Annotated in this window: 26 protein-coding genes and 1 pseudogene; 5 read left to right on the forward strand and 22 right to left on the reverse strand. The window is 56.1% G+C overall.

Annotation, left to right across the window (positions count from 1 at the left end):
• Positions 1-323: 323 nt before the first annotated feature.
• The 18 genes from RAC60_RS02145 to RAC60_RS02230 all read right to left on the reverse strand — a co-directional run bounded on the left by RAC60_RS02145 (position 324) and on the right by RAC60_RS02230 (position 15351).
• On the reverse strand, positions 324-1625 hold the full coding sequence (locus RAC60_RS02145; RefSeq protein ID WP_110267525.1) for a sorbosone dehydrogenase family protein: 1302 nt from the start codon (positions 1623-1625) through the stop codon (positions 324-326).
• A gap of 12 nt (positions 1626-1637) precedes the next feature.
• Positions 1638-2045: a DUF2231 domain-containing protein gene (locus tag RAC60_RS02150; protein ID WP_375092501.1), complete on the reverse strand. Its 408-nt coding sequence runs from the start codon at positions 2043-2045 to the stop codon at positions 1638-1640.
• 150 nt (positions 2046-2195) lie between these two features.
• Complete coding sequence (locus RAC60_RS02155; protein ID WP_033741374.1) at positions 2196-2627, reverse strand: thiol-disulfide oxidoreductase DCC family protein; 432 nt, start codon at positions 2625-2627, stop codon at positions 2196-2198.
• On the reverse strand, positions 2578-3219 hold the full coding sequence (locus tag RAC60_RS02160) for a glucokinase (RefSeq protein WP_375092502.1): 642 nt from the start codon (positions 3217-3219) through the stop codon (positions 2578-2580). Before RAC60_RS02160 ends, RAC60_RS02155 begins: the two co-directional genes overlap by 50 nt.
• The gene (locus RAC60_RS02165) at positions 3216-3653 is read right to left on the reverse strand and encodes a PTS sugar transporter subunit IIA (protein ID WP_033741369.1); all 438 of its coding nucleotides are present in this window, start codon (positions 3651-3653) and stop codon (positions 3216-3218) included. Before RAC60_RS02165 ends, RAC60_RS02160 begins: the two co-directional genes overlap by 4 nt.
• Before the next feature lie 9 nt (positions 3654-3662).
• Positions 3663-3932, reverse strand: a complete 270-nt coding sequence (locus tag RAC60_RS02170) for a hypothetical protein (protein WP_033741367.1) — start codon at positions 3930-3932, stop codon at positions 3663-3665.
• A 63-nt stretch (positions 3933-3995) separates the two neighbouring features.
• Positions 3996-4838, reverse strand: coding sequence for a class II fructose-bisphosphate aldolase (locus tag RAC60_RS02175; protein WP_058701942.1), 843 nt, complete (start codon positions 4836-4838; stop codon positions 3996-3998).
• Complete coding sequence (locus tag RAC60_RS02180; RefSeq protein ID WP_033741366.1) at positions 4825-6192, reverse strand: PTS sugar transporter subunit IIC; 1368 nt, start codon at positions 6190-6192, stop codon at positions 4825-4827. The genes RAC60_RS02175 and RAC60_RS02180 overlap by 14 nt, the downstream gene beginning before the upstream one ends.
• Positions 6185-6499, reverse strand: a complete 315-nt coding sequence (locus tag RAC60_RS02185) for a PTS sugar transporter subunit IIB (protein ID WP_033741363.1) — start codon at positions 6497-6499, stop codon at positions 6185-6187. Before RAC60_RS02185 ends, RAC60_RS02180 begins: the two co-directional genes overlap by 8 nt.
• Before the next feature lie 9 nt (positions 6500-6508).
• A complete protein-coding gene (locus RAC60_RS02190) occupies positions 6509-7489 on the reverse strand; it encodes a 6-phosphofructokinase (protein WP_375092503.1) in 981 nt (326 codons plus the stop codon).
• Positions 7490-8015: 526 nt separating this feature from the next.
• Complete coding sequence (locus tag RAC60_RS02195; protein WP_039340419.1) at positions 8016-8600, reverse strand: YceI family protein; 585 nt, start codon at positions 8598-8600, stop codon at positions 8016-8018.
• Between the two features lie 118 nt (positions 8601-8718).
• Complete coding sequence (pqqF, locus tag RAC60_RS02200; protein ID WP_375092504.1) at positions 8719-10980, reverse strand: pyrroloquinoline quinone biosynthesis protein PqqF; 2262 nt, start codon at positions 10978-10980, stop codon at positions 8719-8721.
• Positions 10980-12122: a pyrroloquinoline quinone biosynthesis protein PqqE gene (gene pqqE / locus RAC60_RS02205; protein WP_058701944.1), complete on the reverse strand. Its 1143-nt coding sequence runs from the start codon at positions 12120-12122 to the stop codon at positions 10980-10982. The genes pqqF and pqqE overlap by 1 nt, the downstream gene beginning before the upstream one ends.
• Positions 12109-12387, reverse strand: a complete 279-nt coding sequence (pqqD, locus tag RAC60_RS02210) for a pyrroloquinoline quinone biosynthesis peptide chaperone PqqD (protein ID WP_033741351.1) — start codon at positions 12385-12387, stop codon at positions 12109-12111. The genes pqqE and pqqD overlap by 14 nt, the downstream gene beginning before the upstream one ends.
• A gap of 2 nt (positions 12388-12389) precedes the next feature.
• Positions 12390-13145 (reverse strand): pyrroloquinoline-quinone synthase PqqC, encoded by a 756-nt coding sequence (gene pqqC / locus RAC60_RS02215; RefSeq protein WP_033741349.1) that lies wholly within the window; start codon positions 13143-13145, stop codon positions 12390-12392.
• Entirely contained in the window at positions 13139-14065 is a 927-nt protein-coding gene (gene pqqB, locus RAC60_RS02220) for a pyrroloquinoline quinone biosynthesis protein PqqB (protein WP_033741347.1), read from the reverse strand. Before pqqB ends, pqqC begins: the two co-directional genes overlap by 7 nt.
• 52 nt (positions 14066-14117) lie before the next feature.
• Entirely contained in the window at positions 14118-14189 is a 72-nt protein-coding gene (gene pqqA / locus RAC60_RS02225; protein WP_009090272.1) for a pyrroloquinoline quinone precursor peptide PqqA, read from the reverse strand.
• 139 nt (positions 14190-14328) lie between these two features.
• Positions 14329-15351, reverse strand: coding sequence for a dipeptidase (locus RAC60_RS02230; RefSeq protein ID WP_039340425.1), 1023 nt, complete (start codon positions 15349-15351; stop codon positions 14329-14331).
• 185 nt (positions 15352-15536) lie between these two features.
• On the opposite strand from RAC60_RS02230, the gene leuA reads away from it, so the two are divergent.
• On the forward strand, positions 15537-17252 hold the full coding sequence (gene leuA, locus RAC60_RS02235) for a 2-isopropylmalate synthase (RefSeq protein WP_375092505.1): 1716 nt from the start codon (positions 15537-15539) through the stop codon (positions 17250-17252).
• Here the strand turns inward: leuA and RAC60_RS02240 are convergent.
• Together RAC60_RS02240 and RAC60_RS02245 are read right to left on the reverse strand one after the other, a co-directional pair.
• Entirely contained in the window at positions 17173-17955 is a 783-nt protein-coding gene (locus RAC60_RS02240; protein ID WP_375092506.1) for a helix-turn-helix transcriptional regulator, read from the reverse strand. The two genes, leuA and RAC60_RS02240, sit on opposite strands and share 80 nt — an antisense overlap.
• A complete protein-coding gene (locus RAC60_RS02245) occupies positions 17952-18803 on the reverse strand; it encodes an NAD(P)-dependent oxidoreductase (protein WP_033741339.1) in 852 nt (283 codons plus the stop codon). Before RAC60_RS02245 ends, RAC60_RS02240 begins: the two co-directional genes overlap by 4 nt.
• Before the next feature lie 457 nt (positions 18804-19260).
• Here RAC60_RS02245 and RAC60_RS02250 point away from each other — a divergent pair.
• Both RAC60_RS02250 and RAC60_RS02255 read left to right on the forward strand, forming a co-directional pair.
• Positions 19261-19623: pseudogene (locus RAC60_RS02250) on the forward strand (TonB-dependent siderophore receptor); the annotation flags it as partial.
• A gap of 76 nt (positions 19624-19699) precedes the next feature.
• A complete protein-coding gene (locus tag RAC60_RS02255) occupies positions 19700-19951 on the forward strand; it encodes a hypothetical protein (protein WP_375092507.1) in 252 nt (83 codons plus the stop codon).
• Positions 19952-20057: 106 nt separating this feature from the next.
• Here the strand turns inward: RAC60_RS02255 and RAC60_RS02260 are convergent, their stop codons facing one another.
• Together RAC60_RS02260 and RAC60_RS02265 are read right to left on the reverse strand one after the other, a co-directional pair.
• Positions 20058-20615, reverse strand: a complete 558-nt coding sequence (locus tag RAC60_RS02260) for an isochorismatase family protein (RefSeq protein WP_039340433.1) — start codon at positions 20613-20615, stop codon at positions 20058-20060.
• A gap of 194 nt (positions 20616-20809) precedes the next feature.
• Positions 20810-21355, reverse strand: coding sequence for a helix-turn-helix domain-containing protein (locus RAC60_RS02265; protein WP_033741332.1), 546 nt, complete (start codon positions 21353-21355; stop codon positions 20810-20812).
• Between the two features lie 92 nt (positions 21356-21447).
• On the opposite strand from RAC60_RS02265, the gene RAC60_RS02270 reads away from it, so the two are divergent.
• Together RAC60_RS02270 and RAC60_RS02275 are read left to right on the forward strand one after the other, a co-directional pair.
• A complete protein-coding gene (locus RAC60_RS02270) occupies positions 21448-22623 on the forward strand; it encodes a benzoate/H(+) symporter BenE family transporter (protein WP_375092508.1) in 1176 nt (391 codons plus the stop codon).
• Positions 22624-22785: 162 nt separating this feature from the next.
• The gene (locus tag RAC60_RS02275; protein ID WP_375092509.1) at positions 22786-24138 is read left to right on the forward strand and encodes an SrfA family protein; all 1353 of its coding nucleotides are present in this window, start codon (positions 22786-22788) and stop codon (positions 24136-24138) included.
• Position 24139 lies beyond the last annotated feature (1 nt).

Below are 24139 nucleotides of genomic sequence, written 5' to 3' on the forward strand. Positions count from 1 at the left end.
CTGAGCACAACGTTGTGGAGAGGGCTGAGCGGCACTCATGGTTTAAGCCACAGGCCAGCACCACCTGGGACCTGCCGGGATTTACATAACCGTGCTCCCCTGGAAGCAATCAGTTAACCACGGTGCGATGCCCGACGCTCAACACATGTATAAATATACAGTATTTTGGCCAAACTTGAAGTCTTCGCTGTCACTCTTTACACTCAACCTGTGGAGAGTGCTGAGCACCTCGTTTGTCCTCCGGTTACCCGCCGCAGGACGAACAAAAGAAAAAAGGATTTGGCGTTATGCCAAATCCTTTTTTTATGCCTGCGCAGTCGCAATTACTTCGCTGAACTGACGCGCCAGATCGTATCACCTGCATCATCGGCGATAATTAACCCGCCCTGCTTATCGCTGGCCAGGCCCACCGGTAAGCCGTGCACTTCTTTTTCATCCTCAGTCAAAAAGCCGGACACCACGGTTTGCGGTTGCCCCACCGGTTTCCCGTTTTCGAATTTCACCCAGATGACCTTGTAGCCGTTCAGTGGCTTACGGTTCCAGCTCCCGTGTTCGCTGATAAAGGCACCGCCCCGGTACTGCGGCATATTCTCTGCACCATAAAACAACAGGCCCAGTGGGGCGACATGCGAGCTCAGAGCGTAATCAGGCTTGATGGCTGTTTTGACCAGATCCGGTCGCTGCGGCTGAGCGCGTACATCAACGTGTTGACCAAAATAGCTGTAGGGCCAGCCATAGAAGCCCTTCTCTTTAACAGACGTCAGGTAGTCGGGCACCAAATCCGAGCCAATTTCGTCACGCTCGTTGACGACCGCCCACAACTGCTTCGTCTGCGGCTCCCAGTCGAGCCCCGTCGGGTTACGCAAGCCGCTGGCATAAATGCGGCTGGCACCGCTGGCGGCATCGACCTCCAGCACGGCGGCACGGCGGTATTCCGCACCAATACCGTTTTCGGTAATATTACTGTTCGACCCGACGCCGACGTACAGTTTGCTGCCATCAGGACTGGCTAACAGCGCTTTTGTCCAGTGGTGGTTAATGGGCCCGCCGGGTAATTCGGTCACCTCTTCCGGCGCGGTGCGAATCTCGGTTTGTCCTTCGCTGTAGGGAAATTTCACCAGACTGTCTGCATTTGCCACATACAGGGTATTCCCGACCAGTTGCATGCCAAACGGCGCGGTCAGATTCTCGATAAAGCGGTGTTGCTCCCACTTGCCATTCACATTACGCAACAGGGTGATGCGGTTACCGCCTTTGCCCCCTTTGCCTGAGGCATTTTTTACCAGACCCGTAATCAGCTCTTTCGGCTTGGTCGTGGGTTTGGGTGTGCCGTTGGATTCCGCGACCAAAATATCGTTGTTCGGCAGCACGTAGACCTGACGTGGATGCTGAAGCTTATCGGCAATCTTCTCTATCTTCAGCCCCTCGGCGACCTTAGGCATTTCGCCGTTCTTCCACGGAACACCTTTGGGCACCTGCATCGGCGGTACCATAAAATTTTTGGCTTCCGGCAGCTCAGGATTCGCACCAATCTGTTTTTCAGGCGCGACCGACGCACCGTTATCACACCCGGCTAACAGGGCCGTCAGCGCCAACGCTATCAGGGAATATTGTGGCATTTTCATTGGGGCTTCTCCTTAAGCGATGCGTTGACGAAGGGCAAGTTGCACATTCGCCAGCAGTAGCAGTATCACCACCAGCGTTGAGAGAATCACCGCCGTGGGCACCACGGCGTACGCATCACGGCTGTGAATAAAGGCGTTGGCGATAGCCAGCAGGATAGCCACCAGCGAGATCCAGAAATGGGTTTTCTCTGGCGCGCTGCTGCCGCGGAACAGATAAATAAGACTAATTACTCGTGGCAGAACAGCAATGACCAGACCTATTGCGATTAACCAACTGGCACTGACAGACCAGAAGATGACAGTCGTCTTCATATAGACGATATCGAACAGCCAGGTCGCTACAAAAAAGCCCACCGGTAGAGGTTCGAGGAGAGCGTAAAGCGTCACGGCGATGGCCGATCGTCCAGAGGTGTTGCGCATGATTTTCTCCATTTTCAATAGTTATACAGCCCAGGCACAACGTATTACCTTCCCATTACGTTGTTAACCTGCCTGTAAAATATTAGTAAACCTGAAGAAAAATGATGGTTTTAATTCACCTTTGCAGGCGATGACGGGTAAACGGTGTCGTCAGGCCTGATGCGACAGGAACCGGCCTGGATAATCGGCGCGAATGGGCTGTTGCGTCGCATAGCGGCCAAACAGCCTGTAGCGGTTCAGCGCAATGGCGTCGTAAAAAAGGTTACTGAGGCGTTTCGGCAACCAGCGCAGCACGCTCATGATGCGCCACGGCAGCGGCAACTGCTGAAAAACGCGAAAAATAGCCTGCGCCCGAAGCCAGTGCTGTTCATCCCGAATGTAGACGATCGTGCTGATATTGTCGTCAGGCAGGCCGGCCCATCTCAGTAGTGCTTTGCCCTCCTCACTCTGGACGGAAGCAAAACGGACCTGCCGCGCCAGCCGGTGGCGCAACAGGAAACGCACCCATCCTGTACAAAGTTTGCATACACCATCATAAAGCACGACGCTCTCGCCCGTTTGCAGATAAGGGGGCTGTGGCATGGGGCGGCTCCTCTGTTTCATCCTCAACAGACGCAGTATAGTCCTTCTTTCCCGTATGCTGAGCCAGCCACTGACAAACCGCCGCTTCATCGATGGCCCTGGCATTAACCCGCAGCAGCGGCCCCAGTGCCATGGGTTGTGCTTCTTCCGCCAGACGACGCAGTTCCGGAAGATACTCCGCGCCGGGGTGACCCGGCATGCGTTGCGCCAGGCGAGCCTGGTAACGCGCCACCGCCTCATCGGGTGAGATCTGCATCCAGATCTCCAGCACCTCATCCACGCCCGCTCGCTGCAAACCCTGCTCCAGCACGCTTTTCGACTGAAACCCAAACCAGGCATCAATCAGAAAAACCGAGTTCACCGGTGACTGGCCCACAATATTCCAGATCGCCTGGTAAGCCGCACAGCCGAGCTGTCGGTTACGCTGACGATCGACCGGGGCGAAGCTGGACATGAAGGGCTCCTTAATGCTGTCCAGCGTTAATACCGGTAAGGTGAAACGCCCGGACAGCATCCGGGTCAGCGTACTTTTGCCCGAGGCGGGAATTCCGTTAACCAGTACTACTCGCTTACTTTCCGCCTGTCTGGTCATAAGATCTCCATGACGTCCGCCACGCTACTGGCCTGGCGTAGTTTGACCAGCGTCGCGTCATCGTCAAGCAGCGAGACAATCGCGCGAATGCCCTCTTCAATGTGGGCATTACTGTCACGGGCACCGAACATGATGACGATATCGGCCTTTTCACTGCCCTCAAACGAGATCGGTTCTGCCAGCACAATCAGACTAAAACAGTCGCGAATAACGCCCGTTTCCGGGCGGGCATGAGGAATGGCGATACCTTCTTCAAACACATAATAGGCACCGTGCGTGAGCGTGTTATCAATGACAGCCTGAGGATACGAGGCCCGAATATAGCCGCCCGCCACCAGCGGTTTGGCCGCCATGGCGATCACCTGTTGCCAGTCGCTGGCCGCAACCCCGACCTGAATGGCATTGGCTTCCTGTAATAACTGTTTAATGGTCATTACTGCTCCTTAAACTGATTTTCGCACCAGATTGCGTAATTCATCAATTTTCACAAACAGAGGATCGATGTGATCCCGGTAACGACGACTTTTTGCATAGAGTGATAATGCCCGGTTATATTCCAGCATTAATTGTTTTTGCGTGTCGGTATCGGCGGTATTACTGGCCAGCTTCGCTTCCAGCTGCCTTATTTTCTCGCTGACGGATTCTGCCAGGCGATCCTGTTCAGCCGCATCCTGCGGATGATTTTCCACTTTCTTTTTCATGAATCCAAACATAGCGACTCCTGCCCCGAAAAGCGCGCGGGCACTTCAGGTTTATTTACGTCGGGATAAATGGAGTTAGCGGAATAACTGCATTTTTTCCACTAATACATTGGTTACCGCATTATTAGCGGGCACCAGGAAATTACGCACGCTGTCGTTTACTTTGCCTTTTTCGAACGTGGTTTTGCACTGCGCCACCCACTGGACATTCATCTCGGTGCCCACGTTCACTTTGTCGATACCGCTGCTGACAGCCAGGCGCATATCTTCATCACTCACGCCCGTTCCGCCGTGCAGGACCAGCGGCGTCGCGGTGGCGTCGGTGATTGCGGCCAGGCGCTGGTGCTGAATATGGGCTTTCCCGGTATACAGGCCGTGCACGGTGCCGATGGAAATCGCCAGCATATCGACGCCCGTTTCGTGCACAAAGCGCCTGGCATCCTCTACAGGGGTAAACGCAATTTCATCCATCTCCACGCATTTACCATCTTCCGATCCGCCGATTGCGCCCAGCTCAGCTTCCACGGAGACATTTAGCGGACGCGCCATATCAATAACCCGTCGGGTATTAGCAATGTTTTCCTCAAGCGGTAAATGTGAGCCATCGTACATGACCGAACTGAATCCGGCGTTAATCGCTGTCTGAATCGCCTCTAAATCAGAACAGTGATCCAGATGCAGACAGGTTGGAATATTTTTACTTTTCGCTAAAGATTTAACGGCATCGACCAGTAATTCGTGTCCGAGATATTTTGCCGTACCGGTAGATATCTGAATCATTAACGGGCTGTGGGTTTGTTCTGCCGCCTTAAAAAAGGCGGGCAGCATTTCCAGACAATGTAGATTAAACGATCCCACCGCTTTAAAATCACGTTCTTTGGCAATCTTGAGCAGGTCAGTGAAATTATAAAGTTTCATGCACGTTTTCCTCACGGGATGAAGTGGATTTTCCGTTAACAAACCAGGCGATAGCGGTAACAAAGGCGACGAATACGGCGACGAACAACCAGTTATTCTGGAAAGCATGTCCCAAAACCAGGCCGGTACTGATGACGTCGGAATCGCTGAAGGTCACGCCGGTAAAGCCATAACTTTCCAGCATCGGCACCAGAATGGCCGGCAGGAAGGTAATGAATAAGCCGTGCACGAAGCCCCCGATCATCGCCCCGCGCCGGCCCCCCAACGCATTACCAAACACGCCAGCCGTGCCGCCTGCAAAGAAGTTGGTGAGCAGACCCGGCAGAATCATTGCCAGACCAAACATCGGGAACACCAGCATGCCGACCACGGAGCCGAGCGTGGTCGCCAGGAAACCGACAATGACTGCGTTAGGCGCATAAGGAAACATGACCGGGCAGTCGAGTGCAGGCTTCGCATCCGGCACCAGCCGCATGGCAATGCCACGGAATGCCGGAACCAGTTCATTCAGCAGCAGTCGCACACCGCTGTAGAGGACAAACACGCCCGCGACAAACTGAATGGACTGCATAAAGGCATACATCAGGTAGTTGGTGCCGCTGCTGTACTGCGCAATAAAGGCGGGACCGGCTGCCAGCGCAGGGATCAGGTACATTGGCACCATCACCACCGCCATTGACAGGTAAGTGTCCTGTAAAAATTTGAAGTTGTCCGGTAACTTCAGATCCTCCGTCGAACGTGACCCTTTACCGACCACCTTCGCCACGGCCGCCGTCAGCAGATAGCCGATGGTACAGAAGTGGCCCAGGGCAACATCGTCCGAATCGGTAATACGCCGTACCACCGGCTGGGCCAGCGCGGGCATCACGACAGCCATAACGCCACCAAAAATCCCGCCGGTCAGAATCAGCGGTAAGCCGGTTAAGCCTGCTTTATAGCCGATGACGGCACCAATCGTGGCCATCCATAACAACGCCTGTCCGGTCAGGAAGATGTATTTAAACGGCGTCAGGCGGGCAATGATGATATTGACGATAAAGATCACCAGCAGCGTCATGGCCACTTCGGAGCCCAGTTCACGGTTGGCCAGCCCGGCGATGGCAGCCACATCGGTGATGTAGCCCTGCATGCCAAAGCCGTGGGTGAAGATACTGTTCAGGAAGGTCAGTGCGCCGACAATAATATTGATGCCCGCCATCATAATTAAGAAGCCGAGCAGGGTTTTAAATGTCCCTTCCACCACTTTTCCCGCAGATTTCTTTTGCAGCACCAGCCCAATCAGCGCAATAAAAGCGATAAGAATGGATGCCTGTCCCAGTAAATCTTTAACCAGAAAATTGATTACACTATTCATGATTAGCAACCTTCATATTACGTTCTTTTAAGAAAGCCACGATCTTTTGCTCAATTTCGGCTTTATCGGTAAGTTTATTTAATATAATGACCCGTTTAATCTGTTCTGGTGTGGCGTCAGCATTTAAAACATCCGCAAACGCTTTTTGCGTCAGAATCATGTCGGATTTAAATGCATTAGCTTCTGAAATTGTGGTGTGATCGATATCGGCTTCAATTTCCAGTTTTTTTAAAACGGCTTTCGCACTCATTTCGATGGCGAAACTTGAACCCAGACCACAACCACAAACACATAAAATTTTCAGCATGTTTTCTCCTCACACTATTTGCAGTTGTTTAGCGAGTTTATAATGGTGCCCTTCTGTATCGACCAGGCGTTTTTTCATGCTTATTAAGTCAATCGGAATAGGCTTATTGCTGCCGTTAATAATGACGGCTTTATTGCGCATTCCGGATTGAATACAACGAACCACTTCACTGGCCATAATGGTGCCCTGATAAATTTCTTCACAGGTGGGATCGCCATTACGCAGTCCATAACCGACAATCGTTTTGCGAATGCGCACACCGATCAACGGTTCAAGTTGCTTAATTAAGGTATCGATTGCGCCCTGAAAGCCCGGTGAATATTCACGTGTATAACCCTCAGAGCACAGGATAATGACGCTGTTCTGTTCACTGAGGCGCTGAGTGATGCGCCCGGCCAGCGTCGCCGTCGGAATCTGACACTCGGGGATTAACGCAAAATCCGCATTCGATTTTATTGCCGATTGCAGCGTCAGTTCACCGCAGTAACCGCCGAGCAACTCGACCATAAATACCCGACCGGTTAATGCGCGGCCCGTATTCCGCAGTTTTGCCACCTCTTTAAGTACCTGCTCACAGGCAGTTGAAAAGCCCACGGTGTAATCACTGCCGAAGACATCGTTATCAATCGTCATACCGATGCCAAAACAGTTCACACCGAATTCGCTCAGCGTATGTAAAAATTGCAGTGAGCCATCTCCGCCGGCCATAATTAATACATCAATACGCAATGCCTTGAGCTGTCGGGTGATGGTTTCGTATTCGCTGCGAATTAATTTTCGCGTGGTCCTTCCCGACTGCATAACCGGAATTGAGTTAACAGAGAAATCCACTAAATCGCGTTGCGCAATTTCCTGACAGACATTATCGAGAAGCCCCGGAATACCGCCATTAAATAACACCATTTCCGCCTGCGTCATTCTCGCAATCTGAAAAATAAAATTATTTATGCCGGTAACATCGCCGCCGCTGATTACCATCCCGATTCTCATTCTCCATTCCTCTCTGGCTCAATGCGTCTGCGGGCTATTGTTTCGGGATACAAGCCTTATATTTGCAAGTGAGATCACAAAAACGAGAGTATTTTGCCGGGTGGATAGATTGACAGCGGGGTTAAAACAGGTGTTTCTGTGAATTAAATCACAATTAATAAGCGCGCCCGGTCTGTGAGCTTCGGTTGATAAAACAACAGGTTAAATATCATCAGGCGAAGAGAAACGGTTATTTCAGGCGCGTGTCCGGATAACAAAAAAACCGTGATGCAGATTTGTGATTTTCGCCTCACTTTTCACTGTGATGCTGACGGGTTATTTTGGCGGGCAGCATAGATACCGGTTATTTCGGCAGCGAAAAAGGATTCATCTTGTCCGGTTAACCGTTTACCGGGTTTTCTTACACGCGCGGCACGATGATGAACGTTTGCGCAAAGCGGGCTGTGTTGTACCGGTGACGTTGGGTGAAGCGGGCATAAAAAAACCCGGCAACGGATGTGCCGGGCTGGAAAACATGCTGGAAGCGTTATTTTGCGTACGCTTCGGTGGAGATGGTCAGTTTGACATCGTCGCTGACCGCAGGCACGTATTTATCCAGTTTGAAGTCAGAACGCTTGATGGTGCCGGTCGCATCAAAACCAATCGCCTGCTTTTTCACCATCGGATGCTCACCCTGCTTGTTCAGCGTGGCGTGCAGCGTAACCGGTTTGGTGATGCCTTTCAGCGTCAGATTACCTTCTACGTCAAATTTGTTATCGCCTTTAGCAATGACTTTGGTGCTGCGGAAGGTCGCGCTCGGGTATTTGGCGACGTCAAAATAGTCGGCGCCTTTAAATTCTTTCGTCAGTGCAGGCACATGGCTGTCAATTTTGGTGACAGGCAAGGTCACGTCAACACGCGACTGCTCGGGTTTGCTGCTGTCGAACACCAGTGACCCCGTGGCATCCGGAATATCGGCGGTAGGATGCGAGAAGCCGAAGTGTTCCCAGCTCATAACGACCGACGTATGCTGTGGGTCCAGCTGGTAGTGCATTGTCTCAGCCTGAGAAACCGGGATATACAGCGCGGCAACTGCGATCAGTGGCAGTGTAAAACGTTTAACATCTTTCACTTTTCATTCCTTTTTTTATGGCGTCACATTGAGTCTGGTGCAAAGCGGCAGGAATAAAAAGTGAAGAGATTTGGCGTAAACAATCAAAATCATTCAACAATATCGACGAGTAATTATTTTACTGCTTATCGTCTGTACGTAAGATGCGCCACGCTGATTTCTGGCTGCATAACTGGTGATGCAGCTGCGTTAACTGCTGAGTGCTGAGGGCAGCAATATCCTGTGACGTCAGTGTGGGCAGTCCGTTAGCCTGACGCAGCGCCTCGACGGTGGGTTCTTCCTGCGCTGCGGCTAACTGTGTTTTCACCCCGTCGAGATCGGCCGCGTCTGTCACGGACGTCATCTGCTGCAGGAAATCGTCGCAATACTGAATCAGCGTTGTGGCAGACAGGGTCGGTGACTGAAGCGCAAAAAGAATACCGTCGATATCCACACAACGCTGGTAACGGCAGCTGACGACATAACCGATGGGGTGTTCAACACGGTAGCGCTGATAAAAACGCGGCGCGTATAGCAGCGCCAGCGCGCGCAGTGCGGCCAGCTGTTGAGGATCGGCCAGTGGTATAAACAGCAGAATGGCGCTGTCGTCCGAGGGGTGCGGTATCCTGCTTTCGCCGCTCACCCATGCCCGCGCGGGTAATGTAGCAGAATTGACCTTCAGCACGCTGAGCTGTTGCGCAAGTTGTTGATGTCGAAGGGCATTACCGCCCAGAAGGATGGCCCGCCAGCGCTGCGGCTGCACGGACGACGCCAGGCAGTAAGGCAATTGCCGTAGCAGTTCGCGTATTGCAATACCGGGAATGGCAGAGCTGGCCTCTTCCGTTGTCGGCATCAGGCAGGATAACAGTTGCGCCAGCGCCGCGCTGAGCAACGCCTCGTCGGCGGGTAAGTCCAGCGTCAGTTGCCAGACGCCCTGCCTTTCACACCATTCCCCACCGCCGCCAAAGTGACGCAGTACTGCAAACACCGGCCGCAAGGCGCTTTCGCAGGCCTGACCTGCCGCCAGCGTGTTGTACAGTTCGGGACGAAGTATCAGCGTGCCGGAGGTTTCATCCGGGTGAATGTGTGGCAACGTCACCGCGGTGGTGGGCAGCCTGGCGGGCGGGAAAGGATTAGGACCGGGATAATAAAACCACTCAACAGGGGGAACACTGACGTCGGGCACCTGCCAGCGCGCCAGGGTGAGCGCATAACCCTGTACGCTGCGTGATTCGCCAGCCACGTCGGCGGCACAAACCAGGGTGGTTGCTGGCACGCCGGCCAGCGTCTGTAATAAGGGCGAGAGTTCGGGGCAGTCGCCCGTGGCGGCAAACCCTAAAGCCCGCGCCTGAAGCTGCATTAAGGGCGACAATGCAGCCAGCCGCCGCTGCGCCAGGTGCCAGTAGTGTTGCCGCTGCGTCGCTGTGGTATGACTCAAGGCGGCGAAAAATGACATCAGCAATGCCCGTACCACGGCGGGTTGCTCACCCGTCACTGTCATCATCAACCACTGCGTTTTTGCGGACTGATACAGCCATTTTAGCTGTAGCTGACTGGCGAGCCCGCGCGCGTACAAGGCGGCCAGCAAGCCGCCGGGGGCTTCATCCAGCAAAAACTCGCGCAATAGCGTGACACCGTCACTTAACGCCGTTGGTAACAGCCAGCTCAGCGTCACTTCGGACGGGCCGTCCTGCTGCAACATCAGCCTCCTGTCGGCCGATAATTCAACGTCTGGTGCCGGAAGACTGCCCGCATCGCGAAGGGCAAAAGGAGCAGCAAAAATCTCAGCCAGCGTTGCCAGTTCGTCCAGCGGCTGCGGCCCCTGAAGCCACAGCGTCATCGTGCCGGCGTGATAGAAACGCTGATGAAACGCCCGCAGCGCGGCCTGCAATTCAGTGACATTGTCACCAAAAACCGCCCTGTTGCCGGTCTGAAAGCGCTGAAAACTGGCCGGTGCGATGACCGTTGAGAATATAGCCGCCTCTGCTCTGGCCGCAGCGTGATGCTGCAGCAGCCGATGCTCGGCATCAATCACAGCAATTTCCTGAGTAATGGCCTCTGGCGTTAACCGCGGCGCGCTCAGCATATCCTGCAGGCGCAGCAGGCCATCAGTCAGACTGTCCGGGGCGACTTCAAAAAAAAAGGCGCTCTGGCGCGCCAGGGTGGTGGCATTCACCTGCCCACCCTGCGCCTGCACCCAGCTCATCAGCCGCCCTTCGTCGGGCCAGCGCTGGCCACCGCTGAACAGCATATGCTCAAGCAGATGCGCCAGGCCGGGCCAGTTATCAGGTTCATCGTGACTGCCCGCCGCCACCTTCACCAGCGCCGCCGCCTGCGTTGCGTCCGGCTGGTGGACGAGCGTCACGCGGAGTCCGTTCAGGGTCAGGCTGCGTGTGTGCATTACAGATTCCGCGTTTTATAGATCAACTGAGAATTGGTGCGGTTGCGGAACTGTAGCTGACCGATTTTGATATCACTGCAGTCTGCCTGACGGCGCGCCTCAAGGATTGTGCCGTGATGCGGTGACTTACTGCAGACCGGATCGGTATTATCGGCATCGCCGGTCAGCATAAAGGCCTGGCAGCGGCAGCCACCAAAGTCTTTCTCTTTTTCATCACAGGAGCGGCAGGGTTCCGGCATCCAGTCGAACCCCCGGTAGCGGTTAAAACCAAACGAGTGATACCAGATGTCTTCCAGCGACTGCTCCAGGACCGAGGGAAAGGCCACCGGCAACTGTCGCGCGCTGTGGCACGGCAGCGCCGTGCCTTCTGGCGTGACGCTCAGGAAAATCGCGCCCCAACCGCCCATGCACGGCTTTGGTCGTTCTTCATAGTAATCTGGCGTAACGAACAGCAGATTAGTGAGGCTGCCCCGCTCGTTCATCTGCGTGCGGTAGCGGTTAACGACCGCCTCCGCCCGGGCAATCTGCTCGCGCGTCGGCAATAACCCTTCGCGGTTCAGCTGTGCCCAACCGTAAAACTGGCAGGTCGCCAGTTCAACATCATCCGCCTCCAGCTCAATGCACAGATCGATAATCTTATCGATCTGGTCGATGTTATGGCGATGCAGTACGAAATTCAGCACCATCGGATAGCCGTGAGCTTTCACTGCGCGCGCCATCTCCAGCTTCTGCTGAAAGGCTTTTTTCGAGCCGGCCAGCGCCGCGTTGAGGGTTTCATCACTGGCCTGAAAACTGATCTGAATATGATCCAGACCGGCCTCGCTGAATGCGTCGAGTTTTTTCTCCGTCAGACCAATGCCGGAGGTGATCAGGTTGGTATAAAACCCTAAATCACGCGCCGCTTTGATGAGTTCGGGCAGATCCTTACGCGTCAGCGGTTCACCGCCCGAAAAGCCCAGCTGCACGCTGCCCATAGCGCGGGCCTGGCGAAAGACCTCGATCCACTGTGCGGTGGTAAGCTCGCGCGCCTGCTGGGCAAAATCCAGGGGATTCGAACAGTACGGACACTGCAGCGGACAGCGATAGGTTAACTCTGCCAGCAGCCAGAGCGGTGGGTTGACGCCGGGTTTAAGCTGGGTCACGGAACTGTATCCACTTCTGTTCATAAGCTGACTGCAGGAATTCTTTCACATCTTCGCCCACGCCGCCCGCGTCCGGGAACTGAGCATCCAGCGTGGCAATAATGGAAGCGATATCCTGTTTGCCGTCCACCAGCGCCAGAATGGCCGCAGCGGTTTCATTTAACTTCGCCATGCCTTCGGGATAAAGCACCACATGGCTGTCCTGTGCCGCTTCCCATTGCATACGGTAGCCACGGCGAAAGGCGACAATTGTGTGTTCGTTCATCATTATACCAGTCGGGTTGTGTGCCAGACGGCCTTATCGGTCACGCTGTGATAAGGCGGGCGGTGAAGTTCGTAAGCCATGGTCATGGCATCCAGCAGCGTCCAGAGAATGTCCAGCTTGAACTGCAGAATCTCCAGCATCCTGTTCTGTTTTTCCGCCGTATTACAGAACTCAAGCGCCAGGGCAAGACCGTGTTCCACGTCGCGGTTAGCCTGACTCAGACGGCTGCGGAAGTAAAAATAGCCTTCTTCTTTAATCCACGGATAGTGCTGAGGCCAGCTGTCGAGCCGTGACTGATGAATCTGTGGCGCGAACAACTCCGTCAGCGAACTGCAGGCCGCCTCCTGCCAGTTAGCGCGGCGGGCAAAGTTGACATAGGCATCTACCGCAAAACGCACGCCCGGCAGGACATGCTGTTCAGAAAGCAATGCCTCACGCGTCAGCCCGACCGCCTCGCCCAGCCGCAGCCAGGCCTCAATGCCGCCATCAGCGCCCTGACTGCCATCGTGATCCAGAATACGTTGTACCCATTTACGCCGGGTGGCCGGGTCCGGGCAGTTGGCCATGATGGCCGCATCCTTCAACGGGATACTGGTTTGATAATAGAAGCGGTTCGCCACCCAGCCCTGAATCTGCTCGCGTGTGGCCTGGCCATTGTGCATCGCGATGTGATAAGGGTGATGGATATGGTAGTACGCGCCTTTATCACGCAGCGCCTGTTCGAAGGCCTGAGGCGACAGGGTTTCCGTAATCAGCATCTTTCGTCCTGCAACTGTATCGCCATTCCGTCCTGACTCACCTCAATGCCCTGTTCAGTCAGGTACTGACGCTGAGGCGACTGTTCGTCAAGGATGGGATTGGTGTTGTTAATATGAATAAGGATTTTGCGTTTTGCGGGCAAACGGGCGAGTAACGCCATCAGTCCCTGCTCTTCGGCCAGCGCCAGATGGCCCATGGCCTTGCCGGTATTTTTGCCCACGCCCGCGGAGAGTAATTCATCGTCCTGCCAGACCGTGCCGTCAATCAGCAGGCAGTCCGCCTGTTCGAGCCACGGCAGAATCACCGCATCCGGCTCGCCCAGTCCGGGCGCATACAGCAGTTTCTGGCCGTTTGCGCGGTTTTCAATAAACAGCGCCACGTTATGGCCCGGTAACGGCCGATCGCGATAAGGCGAGTACGGTGGTGCGTTACTGAGGATTGGAATCGCAGTGAACTGGAGATCCGGACAGACGTCCACGCTAAACGGCGCTAACGGGCGAATGGGCCGATGCTGTAAGCCGCCGTTCCAGTGTTTCAGCATGGTGAACACCGGGAAACCCGTGGTGAGATCGTCATAGACTTCCGGCGTGCACCATACCTGATGCGGACAACCTTCACGCAGACTGAGCAGACCGGTAGTATGGTCGATCTGGCTGTCAGTCAGGATAATGCCGCCGATCGCCGTACCGCGCAGCACACCTTTTTTGATGAGTTCTGGCGTGTGCAAAATCTGCTGACTGATATCGGGGGAGGCATTGCACAGCACCCAGTCCTCGCCATTATCGCTGACAATAATGGAGGACTGCGTACGCGGCGTCGCCTGAACGGTGCCGTTACGGACACCCTGACAGTTGGGACAGTTGCAGTTCCATTGCGGGAATCCGCCGCCTGCCGCCGAACCAAGGACTTTAATAAACATGAAAGGGACCAGGTGTTGAAACAAAATGCCCGCACAAGCGGCGGGCAAAGGATTAACGGTTGGAAATGTACAGTGTTACTTCCAGACCGAGGCGCAGATCAACAAATGTTGGTTTTTTCCACATAATTTTCTTCCTTATAAATAAACAGACAAAGAACGTACTGCAAGACAGCATCGTAACAGGGATTAAAATGCGAACCTTGTCACGCTATTTTCTCGCAGACCCTGGGGTGAAATCAACGAAAAGCCCGTAAGAAAACGTGTTAACGGATGCCGGTAAGATGTAAAACCCGCAGCCAGTTTCCCCACGTCAATTTCTCCAGCACGCTTTCATCATAGCCTTTGTCGCGAAAAACAGCGAGCAACCGGGGCAACCCACTGACATCGCCGAGCGCATCGGGCACCGAAATGCCGTCAAAGTCTGACCCGAAGGCCACATGATCGCTGCCCATTATGTTAATAAGGTGATCGCAATGTTTGACGATTTCTGTCAAATCGGTGTCGCTGTCACGTTTTCCGTCAGCACGCAGAAAAGCGTTGCCAAAGTTAATCCCGACCACACCGCCGCTGTCGCGAATCGCCCGAAGCTGATCATCCGTCAGGTTACGGGGTTGCGGACAGAGAGCATGCGCATTGGAATGACTGGCGACCAGTGGGGAAAGGCCGAGCCGCGCGGTATCCCAGAATGCCTTCTCGTTCATATGGGACACATCAATCATCATATTCAGCGCGGCCGCCTGCCTGATAAGCGCTTCCCCTTCTGCCGTCAGGCCGGGACCGGTGTCGGGTGATCCCGGAAAGCTGCCGCTAACCCCTTCGCCGAAGCGGTTTTTCAGATTCCAGAAAGGCCCAATCGAGCGCACCCCGGCATGATAAAACGCCGTCAACGCCTCGCCGTCGGGATCCAGCGCATCCGCGCCTTCGATATGGGCGACTAACGCCAAAACGCCCTCTGCGCGACAGGCGTCGATTTCTGCCGCGCTGCGGCACAGTTTTACCCGCCCCTCCGCGTGCGCCACGATACGCTGCAGCAGGTCAAGCTGCTGCCACATTATCGTCAGGGGATCATAAGGTTCTTCTGCAGCACGCGTGGACGCGACCTGCGCCAGGTAATCCTTCGGCAGAACAAAAATCGCGCACAGCCCACCTGCGAATCCGCCCTGCTGGATGCGAGGGTAATCGAGATGGCCCTCAGGCACGCCGGCAAAGAACGCCTCAGCAGGCGCATCACGATGGTGCAGCCACAAATTCAGTAACAGATCGTTGTGCCCGTCGAAAACCTGCATAGAAAACCCCCTCAAGAACATCGGGTTATGCTAACGCTGTCGCCCCGCTTCGGCAAATGGCAGCGCACGCCGTGCCACAGCCCATGAATCACGGTTGTCACTTTTGCGTATCAGGTTGTCAGTTTTGCGCGCGCCGCATGGCTGCGCTTTCGCCACACTGAGCTGACACCGAAAAGGAGAACGCAATGTTAACGAATCCCGCCGAGAAATACCGCCCTTTCCCCCTGGTTGACCTGCCTGACCGTCAGTGGCCTTCGCGGTCAATCAGCCGTGCGCCGCGCTGGCTGTCTACCGACCTGCGGGATGGCAATCAGGCGCTGGCTGAACCGATGAGTCGCGCCCAAAAGCTGCAGTTCTGGCAATTATTGCTGGACTGCAGGGCCAAAGAAATCGAAGTCGCCTTCCCGTCAGCCTCACAAACCGACTTTGACTTCGTACGGGATTTGATTGAACAGCAGCGCATTCCTGAAGACGTGACGGTGCAGGTTTTAACCCCCGCGCGCCACGATCTGATTGAGACGACCTTCTGCGCCCTGAAAGGCGCACCGCGCGCCATTATCCATTTGTACAATGCCACCGCACCGCTGTTCCGGGAACGTGTATTTAACCAGAGTAAAGCGCAGATTGTGGCGCTGGCTACCGACAGCGCGCGGCAAATCCGGGCCGCCTGCGAGGCCGCACCCGAGACACTGTGGACCTTTGAATACTCGCCGGAAACCTTCTGCTTTACCGAGCCAGCGTTTGCCCTCGACATTTGTGAGGCGGTGGCCGCCGTCTGGGAACCCGGGCCTGAGCGCCCCATGATCATCAACTTACCCGCCACGGTTGAGGTCAACACGCCTAATGTGTATGCCGATCAGATTGAATTTTTCTGTCGTCACTTTAGTCGTCGACAGGCAGTGTGCATTAGCGTTCATCCGCATAACGATCGCGGCACGGGCGTTGCCTGCGCGGAACTGGCGCTGTTAGCCGGTGCGGACCGCATTGAAGGCTGCCTGTTGGGTAACGGAGAGCGCACGGGGAATGTAGATCTGGTGACGCTGGCGTTAAATCTTTATACCCAGGGTGTTGCCCCCGGACTGGATTTCAGTGACATGGCCCGCGTGATTGAGGTCGTCACCGCCTGCAATAAACTGCCCGTCCATCCGCGTCATCCCTATGCCGGCGAACTGGTGTTTACCGCGTTTTCCGGTTCGCATCAGGATGCGATCAAAAAGGGGTTTACCTGGCGCGCACAGCAGCAGGAAACCGTGTGGCAGATGCCCTATTTGCCCCTCGACCCGGCGGATATCGGCAGCAGTTATGAAGCGGTGATTCGGGTTAACAGCCAGTCGGGGAAAAGTGGGGCGGCCTGGCTGCTGGAGCAGAACCACGGTCTGCAACTGCCGCGCGCCCTTCAGCAGGATTTCAGTCGGTGTGTACAACAGGAAACCGATACCCACGGAAAAGAAATGACGCAGCACGCGGTCTGGCAACTGTTCTGTCGTCACTACCAGATTGATCGGCCCACGCTGCGTCTGATGGATGCCCAGAGTGAAAGCGAACAAGGCGAGCAAACGCGCCTGCGCGCCCACGTCCGCCATCACGACCACCTTCTCCTGCTGACAGGCTGCGGTAACGGGTTGTTGTCCGCCGCCGTCAACGCGCTGCGTCACGCCTGCGATCTGACGTTAACGATCGAACATTACCATGAACACACGCTGGGAAAACGCAGCGACAGCCGATCGGTTGCCTATGTCAGCTGTATCAATCTTCAGGGAGAGCGCGCATGGGGCGTCAGCATCGACAGCGATACGTCACGTGCCGCCCTGCAGGCCCTCCTCAACGCGGCAGGTCACTTTCTGCCGCCGGAAAGTAGTCCGTCGGTGCCACACCGAGCACACGACGAAACATCGCACTAAACGCACCGGGGCTCTCATAGCCCAGATCGAGGGCGACCTGTAGAACCGGGTCGCCCTGTGCCAGCCGGGTCAGGGCAATGGCCACGCGCGCACGGCGCACCCACTCGCTGAAATAAAGCCCGGTTTCACGTTCGAAGTGACGGGCCAGCGTCCGGCCAGACACATTAAGCCATTCGCTGGCGCGGGCCAGCGTCCAGTCACCGGCGGGCTCCGCCTGAATCTGCATGCACAATGCCTGTAAACGCGGGCTGTCCGGCACGGGCAAGGCAAAGGGCAGCACATCCATGCCGCGAATTTCATCCAGGATCAGCTCGTAAATCCGTTCCGCCCGACTGGCGGGCGCATAGGAAACCGGTAAATCCATGGCGCTGACGATCAGCGCCCGCAGCAGGGCCGAAATTTGTACGACCTGGCAACTGGCAGGCAGATCTGCCCTGGCCAGCGGGTCCACAAACAACACCCGGGCCGCGACCGCGCCGGTAATCTGTAAGCTATGGCGCGTCATGGCTGGCAGCCAGACGCCGCGGCTGGGCGGTACCACCCAACTGCCCTGTTCGGTTTCAACCCGCACCACGCCGCTTAAGGTATGAATCAACTGCGCACAACGATGAAAATGCCAGGGCTCCGTTGCCCCATGCGGATAATCGTGCGCCAGCGGCACCAGCGGACGCATGCTGAAATCGAAACTGATCGTTGCACTCATTGCGACTTAAGGTACTTATAGATCACCGCTAAATCCTCTTCGCCGTGCCCGGCCTCCACGGCCTGCTGCCAGACGCGGGCGATATTTTCCAGCGCGGGCAGTGTGCTGTCCGACGCCTCAAGCGCCAGCCGGGCATCTTTAAGCGCCCACTGCAGATGCATCTGCGGCGTGTAATCTTCGCTTTCCATCATGGCGAGCTTCATTTTGGCATACGGCGCGGCCAGCGGACCGCCGTCCAGCACCTGCCACAGATCGTGGGTTGAAAAACCAAACTGTTCAGCGAGTCGGTTGCTCTCCGCCAGACTTTGCATCAGGCCGATTAACCAGCTGTTGATCACCAGTTTCATACGCGAACTTTTGCCCGCCTCGCCCAGCCACTGCGTGCCTTTACCTATCGCGGCAAACACCGCTTCAGCAGCCTGGGCACGCGAACGGTCGCCGCTGGCCAGCACCAGAATCTGGGCGTTTTCCGCAGGCGCTTTGGTGCCGGAAACCGGTGCATCGATAAACACCACATCCGGGCGCGTTTGGGCAAAGAAAGCGATCAGCGCATCGGTTTTTTCAACGCCAATGGTCCCCATCTGACACAGCGTGGCGCCCTGCTTTAGAGCCGCGTTCACCTCATGCAGCACCTGCGCTGTCGTTTCGCCATCGGATAACATCGCAATCACGACATCTGCCTCGCTTACCGCTTCAGATGCCGAATCCGCAAGGTTCAGCCCGGCGTCAACCAGGTCTTCGCCCCGTGCGCGCGTGCGGTTCCAGCCGTGAACCTCAAACCCTTTTTTCAGTAAATTCGCTGCAAAGGCGTGCCCCATGGCACCCAATCCTAAAACCGCTACGTTCATGCTGATTTCCTTGTAGTGAATAGTCAGGCCCGTGTTGCTCATACGGGTTGGCGTAAGATAAAAGGTAGCATCGGTTACCTCGTCCTTCCGTTAACGTCCGCTGTGGCTTCCCAAACCAGTTACTGACAACGCCGCCTGTCGTTCGGCCCGCAACCGGGCCAAACGCGGTAGAGATCTACCCAGGATGCCCGTCTCACGGTTACATCCATCGGCTGAACATTTACGTTTTTCCAGACAACAGACAAAACCATTAACATAAGGGCGATTGTGCCCGTGGGTTCGTTTATCTCCCTATACTGCGACCTGCCGCCAGTCGTCATGGCGTTCGACCCGCATCGGGCTGGCGACCTCCCCCTGGATAGCCGCTTTCAGGCCAAATACAGAGGGATATTAAGCGATTACGCCGGTAAAGCCTGCCGTTTTTTGTGCTGCCTGCCATCTTTTCTCTGCCGCTGACTGCGACGGCAAGCGGATGCCCGGTATCGTGCGCAACCGGGTCGATACCGGCTTAGAATCAGCCCCTGAACAGGGCTTTTATGCGGTCGCGGAATGGCGTTATATGAGCAATATTGCCGCAGATGACAGCAACACAGTGCGTGCACCTTCGTATGCCGTAACGGTGGTAAACAGCGGCTAAAAATGGCTGGTTGATGCATAAACACAGGATCTGGTTGGCCGGGTCGATAATCTGGTTGACTATATGGGCTCAGTCATCGTCAACGAAAGCAATGGCCGTTATTACGAATCTGCTCCGGGACGCAACTACAGCGTTGGCCTGACAGTTCCAGTAAACGCAGGCGGCTGCGCAGGTGCTTCGTGACCGCTGACTCGCTCTTTCCCTTATTTTTCAGGCATGACGTTGTTACATGCCGGGATAATTTTGCGGGACGCCGCGAATGGATCCCTGCGTTCTCGCGGGAGCCGGTGGTGCTGAGGCTGACAGGACCTTTATTTCGGCCGTGACATGGCTGGAAACCAGACGCGGCATCGCGCGCCTGGCGAGGCGGGACAGTGAACAGGCGCAGCGCTTACGCCACGCGTACCAGACCCAGGTGCTGGCGGTGTATCATGAGCGGACGCTGGCAGGATTGCACGCAACTGCGCACGGCTGTATGTGCCCCATCGACGTGCTGAAACCCATGCGTTGATTGCAGCGACGGCGATGCAGCCTGATCTGATTCTGGCGACGTGTCAGCCGAAAGACGTCAGGGAATGAGCGTGATGCTGCTCATCCCCTGGCAAGTCGCTTAACCCTTACAGGGCGTTAAGTTTTGCACGCACATCGTCACAACTGCCGGTTTCCCCCAGGCGAGGAAAAATGCGTTTAATGCTGTTTTCGTGCGTATCGCTATTTAAATCCGTCATCGCATCGACCGCTAACGTGACGTTGTAACCTAATTCGTAAGCCTGACGTGCCGTCGACTCCACGCCGATGCTGGTGGCAATACCGCAGATCACCACCTGCGTAATACCGCGTTTTTGTAGCTGATCATGAAGCGTGGTTTGATTAAACGCGCCCCAGGTGTGCTTAGTGACGGTGATATCGTTGTGTTGCGGTGTCATCGCCGGTACCAGTGTGGCCCAGTTTGCCGGTAATTCGCCCTGATGCCGGGGGGATTCGGTTCGGCCCGGTGCGCCGCCCGCGACATTCACAATCACGACAGGCAGGTCTTTTTCACGAAAGGCGGCCGCCAGGGCTGCGCAGCGTTCAATAACCGGCTGTGGCTCATGCACAACCGGCAGCGCAACAATCCCCTCTTGCAGATCGATAACAATCAGAGCGGTTTTCGCATCAAGTGTGGTTAAAGCCATGGTGAGTCCTCTGGAAACAGTATAAGAAGTATGGCGCAGGCTGATGCCGCTACGCACCGCCGGTTCGCCGCCAGTGCCCGAACAGGCGCGCCATACAGGGGGAGGCAATTATAGCGTGCCGGGCAGCGCTGAACAGGCGCGGGTCGTTTCAATTTGTAAGTCAGGCTGATTAATGGGCAAACCCGATCCGGTGCTCAGCGTCGCTCGACATAGTGAATCAGGCTGTGAAAACGCAGGCGCGTATCCAGCGGATTGCGATAACTGTGGGCCACGTCCGCGCGGAACTGAAAGGCCTCGTCCCGCTTCAGCCGCCGCCAGGTATCAGCAATGCCCAGCAACAGCTCGCCTTCCAGCACCACCACCTGCTCGATCACGCCTTTTTCATGCGCGGCAGAATCACTCTGCGCGCCCGGTGCCAGCTCAACGGCAAGCAAATCAAAGCGTAGCCGATCGTCATAAGGTAACAGCGGCGTCACCGCCATCTGCGCATTGTGCTGACGATAACGGGCCACTTCCCCTTCCGCGATGGGCAACTGATGAACAAAAAACGAGAACGGGACATTAAAGCCGGTGGCGATTTTCCACAGGGTGGCAATCGTCGGGCTGGACTCGCCGCGTTCAATCTGCCCCAGCATCGCCTTACTGACGCCTGTTTTCTCGGCGGTTAACGTAAGGCTCCAGCCATTGGCTTGCCTCAGTTGTTTCAGCGCCTCGCCAAGATAGTGATGCAAATTTTCCATATTGTCTCCTGCATAAGCGCATCAGTGTAGCACTTGTGCGTTATAGCGCACTATGCGACGATGTGCGCTATAACGCACAAGAGGAAGAGACCATGTCACTGCGCCATCCGCCGTTTCCCGTTACCCTGCCTATGGTGGTGTCAGGCTTTGTCGCCGTGCTGGTCGGCTACAGCAGTACAGGTGCGATTATTTATCAGGCCGCCCAGGCGGCTGGTGCGCCGCCTGCGCTGATCGCAGGCTGGTTCTCCGTCATTGGCATCGCAATGGGAATCGCCTCAACGGGGCTTTCCCTGGCTTACCGCATGCCGGTGCTGGCCGCCTGGTCCACGCCGGGGGCGGCCTTGCTGGCCACCAGCCTGCCGGGCACGTCTCTCAATGAGGCTGTGGGCGTATTTGTTTTTGCCAATGTCCTGATTGTGTTATGCGGGGTCACGGGCCTGTTTGCCCGCCTGATGAATCACATCCCGGCGTCGCTGGCGGCTGCCATGCTGGCGGGCATTTTACTGCGCTTTGGCTTGCAGACGTTTAGCGACTTCGCCGTGAACTTTCCCCTCGCCGCCACGATGTGTATGAGCTGGTTGCTGGCGCGCCGCTGGTTGGCCCGTTATGCCATTCTGATCACGCTTCTGGTCGGTGTTACCCTGGCGGTAGCCCAGAACAGTCTTCATTTTCCGGCGCAGGCTGCCCGTTTCAGCCTTCCTGCGCCTGTCTGGCCGTCGTTTTCACTGCACACGCTTATCGGTATTGGTCTACCCTATTTTTTAGTCACCATGGCGTCACAAAATGCGCCCGGCATCGCCACCCTACAGGCACACGGCTATCGTCCGTCGGTGTCCGGGCTCATGAGCTGGACCGGATTACTGGCGTTGGTTCTGTCGCCGTTCGGCGGATTTTCGGTGTGTGTGGCGGCCATTACGGCAGCGATTTGTATGGGCGAAGAGGTCGATCCCGATCCCCGTCGTCGCTGGATTGCCGCGGCAGTGGCAGGCGGATGTTATCTGTTGGCTGGCGTGTCCGGTGCGCTGATTGCGGTGCTGTTCAGCGCACTGCCGGCTGTAATGGTGCACGTAGTGGCGGGCCTGGCGCTGGTGACGACCCTGGGCGGCAGTCTGCAACGGGCACTGGCAGAACCTGATGACCGCGACAGCGCGCTGTTGGCTTTTTTAATCACGGCGTCGGACGTGACGCTTTTAGGGATCGGGTCGGCGTTTTGGGGATTAGTGGGTGGCGTTATCGCGCATCTGTTATTAAAACGTAAAACAGCGTAACATCATCTGGGCATTGGTTATTTTCCCGGCAGCGGGCGAAAAAACCACGCATTTGACCTCTTTTTCTGCGGTTTGATTTGCCATTGCCCCACGTAAAATCACCGTAATTGACGATAACACGCGATCTTCTGCCTCAGACAACGACCGATAAGGGCCTAACAGGTGGCAAAAACTTTTCTGCGCAGCGGCAATCTGGATGCGGTTCTGGCTTTAGGTGAGAACGGCCAGCCGGTATTTACGTCCGCCCTGCAAATCCGTGAGACCCTGCGTTTGCGCCGCCAAAGCGCACTGGCAGACTGCCTGGCGATTCCGCAAACCAATGAACGTGGCGACCGGCTTGACTGGTACGCGCCTTTTTCCGGCAAAGTCAAATCCTGGATGGCCGCGAGCGATTATGAACGCCGTCAGGCGTTGCAACATCTCACCGCCTGCCAGCAGGATCTGCAAGCCATTAGCGCCCGCGCCCGCGAGGCTGCCAATCCGGCGATGCGCCTGTTTGGCGCGCTACTCGGCAAGAGCCTGCAATTCCCCAATCAGCAATATGTTTATCTGGTGAACGGTAAACCTGTCATCACCTTTTGGGGATTTGTGGATGCACAGGAGCGCAACCGTGATGATGCACTCGCCTGCCTGCGTGAAAGCCTGGAGGAGTCGCTGCCTGCTTCGCTGGTCGAACTGCCACCCGAACCTGTTGTGCCGCCCGCGCCCGAACCGGTGGTGGTGCCCGACCCCGCCGCGGTGGTACCGCCGGTCGCAGAGGTGCCCGCACCGGAGCCGGAACCTGTACCAGAACCTGTGCCCGCTCAGGCCGTGCGTCGTCCGGCTTTCCGTCTGTGGTATCTGATTCCGACGCTGGCCGTTGCCGCAGCGGCCGCGACGGCGGTTATCCTGCATATGCCGCAATCGGAGCCCGTCACGCCGTCCGCCCCGGTCGCCCCGGTCGCCCAAAATACCGCCCCTGTTGCCGCTATCAGGCCGGCAGCCATGGTGCCGGCTGAAAAACTGGCTGACACTTTGCCGCAGAAACCGGCCGCCGTGGTAGCGGGTGCGCAAACCGCCGCCAGCGCTGCGCCTGTGCCTGCAGCGGCACCGTCTGCGACGCTTTCCAACGTGGTTGCGCCTGCGGTGCCCGCGAAACCCGACGATCTGGTGGTGACACCGGATGCCGTCCGTGATGGTCAGGTTCAGGTGATTGACGGACGCTGGCGCGTGGAGATCGAAAACATCAAAACGCCAACCGGTAAACCCCCTGTCATGCACTTCCAGTTTAACAATGGCAAGGGCAGCGTACAGATCAACCAGGGGAACACCACCTGTAAGGCCGATGTCACGGCGGCGATGACCAGCGCGGGTAACATGGTGATAGAAAGCCGCTTTACCGCCCGGTGCGCGGACAAATCGCGTTACCGTATGCCGATGTTAGTGTGTCATTCCAGCATTGGCGCCGCCGCCTGCGAAGCGCAATACACCGGGGATCGTGTGTATCCCATTACGATTAAGCGTGAGAGTAAGTAAC

Source organism: Pantoea sp. BR_17, assembly GCF_041955125.1.
Classification (GTDB): domain Bacteria; phylum Pseudomonadota; class Gammaproteobacteria; order Enterobacterales; family Enterobacteriaceae; genus Pantoea; species Pantoea stewartii.

What these genes read in the sequence shown, in the direction of transcription:
- pqqD (WP_033741351.1), bottom strand. Translation starts at nt 12,387, where the DNA reads ATGAACGAACACACAATTGTCGCCTTTCGCCGTGGCTACCGTATGCAA.
- RAC60_RS02240 (WP_375092506.1), bottom strand. Translation starts at nt 17,955, where the DNA reads ATGAGTGCAACGATCAGTTTCGATTTCAGCATGCGTCCGCTGGTGCCG.
- RAC60_RS02155 (WP_033741374.1), bottom strand. Translation starts at nt 2,627, where the DNA reads ATGCCACAGCCCCCTTATCTGCAAACGGGCGAGAGCGTCGTGCTTTAT.
- RAC60_RS02185 (WP_033741363.1), bottom strand. Translation starts at nt 6,499, where the DNA reads ATGCTGAAAATTTTATGTGTTTGTGGTTGTGGTCTGGGTTCAAGTTTC.
- RAC60_RS02245 (WP_033741339.1), bottom strand. Translation starts at nt 18,803, where the DNA reads ATGAACGTAGCGGTTTTAGGATTGGGTGCCATGGGGCACGCCTTTGCA.
- pqqC (WP_033741349.1), bottom strand. Translation starts at nt 13,145, where the DNA reads ATGCTGATTACGGAAACCCTGTCGCCTCAGGCCTTCGAACAGGCGCTG.
- leuA (WP_375092505.1), top strand. Translation starts at nt 15,537, where the DNA reads ATGTTAACGAATCCCGCCGAGAAATACCGCCCTTTCCCCCTGGTTGAC.
- pqqF (WP_375092504.1), bottom strand. Translation starts at nt 10,980, where the DNA reads ATGCACACACGCAGCCTGACCCTGAACGGACTCCGCGTGACGCTCGTC.
- RAC60_RS02170 (WP_033741367.1), bottom strand. Translation starts at nt 3,932, where the DNA reads ATGTTTGGATTCATGAAAAAGAAAGTGGAAAATCATCCGCAGGATGCG.
- RAC60_RS02265 (WP_033741332.1), bottom strand. Translation starts at nt 21,355, where the DNA reads ATGGAAAATTTGCATCACTATCTTGGCGAGGCGCTGAAACAACTGAGG.
- RAC60_RS02175 (WP_058701942.1), bottom strand. Translation starts at nt 4,838, where the DNA reads ATGAAACTTTATAATTTCACTGACCTGCTCAAGATTGCCAAAGAACGT.
- RAC60_RS02165 (WP_033741369.1), bottom strand. Translation starts at nt 3,653, where the DNA reads ATGACCATTAAACAGTTATTACAGGAAGCCAATGCCATTCAGGTCGGG.
- RAC60_RS02180 (WP_033741366.1), bottom strand. Translation starts at nt 6,192, where the DNA reads ATGAATAGTGTAATCAATTTTCTGGTTAAAGATTTACTGGGACAGGCA.
- pqqB (WP_033741347.1), bottom strand. Translation starts at nt 14,065, where the DNA reads ATGTTTATTAAAGTCCTTGGTTCGGCGGCAGGCGGCGGATTCCCGCAA.
- RAC60_RS02270 (WP_375092508.1), top strand. Translation starts at nt 21,448, where the DNA reads ATGTCACTGCGCCATCCGCCGTTTCCCGTTACCCTGCCTATGGTGGTG.
- RAC60_RS02190 (WP_375092503.1), bottom strand. Translation starts at nt 7,489, where the DNA reads ATGAGAATCGGGATGGTAATCAGCGGCGGCGATGTTACCGGCATAAAT.
- RAC60_RS02160 (WP_375092502.1), bottom strand. Translation starts at nt 3,219, where the DNA reads ATGACCAGACAGGCGGAAAGTAAGCGAGTAGTACTGGTTAACGGAATT.
- RAC60_RS02255 (WP_375092507.1), top strand. Translation starts at nt 19,700, where the DNA reads ATGGATCCCTGCGTTCTCGCGGGAGCCGGTGGTGCTGAGGCTGACAGG.
- RAC60_RS02230 (WP_039340425.1), bottom strand. Translation starts at nt 15,351, where the DNA reads ATGCAGGTTTTCGACGGGCACAACGATCTGTTACTGAATTTGTGGCTG.
- RAC60_RS02145 (WP_110267525.1), bottom strand. Translation starts at nt 1,625, where the DNA reads ATGAAAATGCCACAATATTCCCTGATAGCGTTGGCGCTGACGGCCCTG.
- RAC60_RS02150 (WP_375092501.1), bottom strand. Translation starts at nt 2,045, where the DNA reads ATGCGCAACACCTCTGGACGATCGGCCATCGCCGTGACGCTTTACGCT.
- RAC60_RS02260 (WP_039340433.1), bottom strand. Translation starts at nt 20,615, where the DNA reads ATGGCTTTAACCACACTTGATGCGAAAACCGCTCTGATTGTTATCGAT.